Here is a 2,387-nt window from a genome sequence, read left to right as displayed (position 1 = left end):
TCCGGGAAGACCTGGCCCATGAGGGTGGGCTGCTCGTAAACCCGCTTGAGGGTATTGAGATCCCGTTTGGTGATGGTGGGCACCCGCAGCAGGCGGCGATTGCCGGTAGCCGCTGCATGGTGGCCGCCGTACATCAGATCCCGCGGGTTGGGACTATGGCCCCACAGCCCCAGCCCATGGCCAATCTCGTGCCGGGCCACCGCCGTCACTTCTGCCAATCCCTGGCCTTCGGCAATGACAATGCGCACCCGCTGCTGCAGCGAGCCATCGGCGGCAAAGAAAAACTCAGGCCGGGCTGCCCCCGCTATCCCTTCGCCAATGGCAGGAACGCGGTAGATGCTTATTCCGTAGAGGGCCTCCTCTTCTTTGCCCACCACCTTCAGGGGGAGGTAGGCCGACCACTCCTTTACCGCCTGCTCCACAAAGGTTTTCCACTGGGGGTGATCCCCCTGAATGTAGACAGGGACGGGGTAGAAGGCCCACTGGGCGTAAGCTCCGCCCGGCAGCAGCGGCTCGATTTCTTCGAAGTAGTCTCCCGCCGACTTGTCATAGGTGTAGCGGGCTAGGCCGGGGGGCAGCTTGAGGCGAACCGGCTGCGGCAGCTCTTCCAGGGGCCTCTGCGCCTGGGCCAGGGATCCCACCCCCCCTAGCGCCAGCGCCAGGAGCATTGCGCCGGCAATAACCCCAAGCTGAAGGATGGAACGCCGCCGCCAGGCCATACCTTGGTTTCCTCCCTTCCTGATTAAAGGCTATTGGCTAGAAAAGCCAACGTCGATGCCAGCCAAGGGATCCCCTGTCCTAGAAGTGGCGGAATTGGCTACACTGGAAGTCTGCTGTCCCTAGCTTGGCCAAAGGTTTCCCATGCAGCTTCGTCTTGGCGAGCCGCCCCTAACACAGGCAGAATGCGCCTTGGTTTACTGCTTTGCCCCCACCGGCGAAAACGCCACCTTCTCGCTGCCTGCCGAGATTGCTGCCTTGGACGAGAAAGTGGGGTCGGGGCTGGTGGCGGAAGCAGTTCAAGAACAGAAGTTTCAGGGCAAGCCCAATAGCAGCCTTGCTCTGCGCCTGCCAGGAGCCATCCGCAAGCTGGTGTTGGTGGGGCTTGGGGATCCGGCTGCGCTGACGCTGGAAGCGCTGCGGCGGGCCACTGCCAACGGTCTGCGCCAGGCCCACAGCCTTAAAGCTAAGCAGGTGGTGCTGTCCTTGCCAGAAACGGGGCTGGATCCGGTGCGGGCGGTGCAGGCAGTAGCCGAAGCCAGCCTCCTTGTGGCCCACCAGGACAACCGCTTTAAATCCCAGCCCAAGCCCGAGGAAGAGCGCGGCTTTTCTGTTGAGGAAGTCACCCTCCTGGTGCCAGGCCTGGCCCAGGCCCGCCAAGACTATGAAAACGCCCTGCAGCGGGCCACCGAGATGGCTGCCGGGACAATCCTGGCCCGCGAACTGGTGGCCGCCCCTGCCAACGTCGTCACACCCCCTGCCCTGGCCGACACTGCCCGGCAACTGGCCCAAGACTACGGCCTGGAGGTGGAGATCCTAGGACGGGAAGAGTGCCAAGCCTTAGGCATGGGGGCTTTCCTCGGCGTGGCCCAGGCCTCAGATCTGCCGCCCCAGTTTATCCACCTCACCTACAAGCCCAAAGAAGGGGATCCCGTCGCCAAGCTGGCCCTGGTGGGCAAGGGCCTCACCTTTGATTCCGGCGGGCTGAATATCAAAACCGACTCCCGCAGCATTGCCATGATGAAAACCGACATGGGCGGAGCTGCAGCCGTCTTGGGAGCGGCCCGGGCCCTAGCTGCCCTCAAGCCACAGGTAGAGGTGCACTTTATTGTCGCCGCCACCGAAAATATGATTAGCGGCCGTGCCCTCCACCCCGGTGACATCCTCACCGCCTCCAACGGCAAGACCATTGAGGTCAACAACACCGATGCCGAAGGCCGCCTCACCCTGGCCGATGCTTTGGTGTTTGCCGAAAAGCTGGGGGTGGACGCCATTGTGGATCTAGCTACCCTAACCGGCGCCTGCGTCATTGCGCTGGGAGAAGAAATTGCCGGCCTCTTTACCCCCAATGAGGCCCTGGCTCAAGAGGTGCAGCAGGCGGCCAACCTCTCTGGTGAGAAGATCTGGCGCCTACCCTTGGAAGAGAGCTATTTCGAGGGCCTCAGCTCCACCGTGGCCGACATGAAGAACACCGGCCCCCGCTCCGGCGGCTCCATCACCGCTGCCCTCTTCCTTAAACAATTTGTGGAGAAAACCCCCTGGGCCCACCTAGACATAGCCGGCCCGGTGTGGACAGAGAAGGATGCGGGCTACAACAACAAAGGCGCCACCGGCTACGGCGTGCGCACCCTGGTGGAGTGGGTCTTGGCGCGGCAGGCTGCAGCCACCTC

General features: G+C 62.9%; 2 protein-coding genes. One reads left to right on the top strand and one right to left on the bottom strand.

Going from position 1 to position 2,387, the window contains the following annotated elements; translation table 11 throughout:
- Positions 1–719 (bottom strand): hypothetical protein (locus tag NW863_RS11100; RefSeq protein WP_414366381.1); only part of this gene is annotated, 719 nt, incomplete at its 3' end.
- A gap of 142 nt (positions 720–861) precedes the next feature.
- On the opposite strand from NW863_RS11100, the gene NW863_RS11095 reads away from it, so the two are divergent.
- Positions 862–2,387: leucyl aminopeptidase (locus NW863_RS11095; protein WP_414366380.1), on the top strand; the 1,526-nt coding region annotated here is incomplete at its 3' end.

It is taken from the genome of Synechococcus sp. B60.1 (assembly GCF_047462555.1).
GTDB lineage: Bacteria > Cyanobacteriota > Cyanobacteriia > Thermostichales > Thermostichaceae > Thermostichus.
Note: the sequence above shows the minus strand (reverse complement) of the source record. Positions and strands in the feature narration are given on the sequence as shown.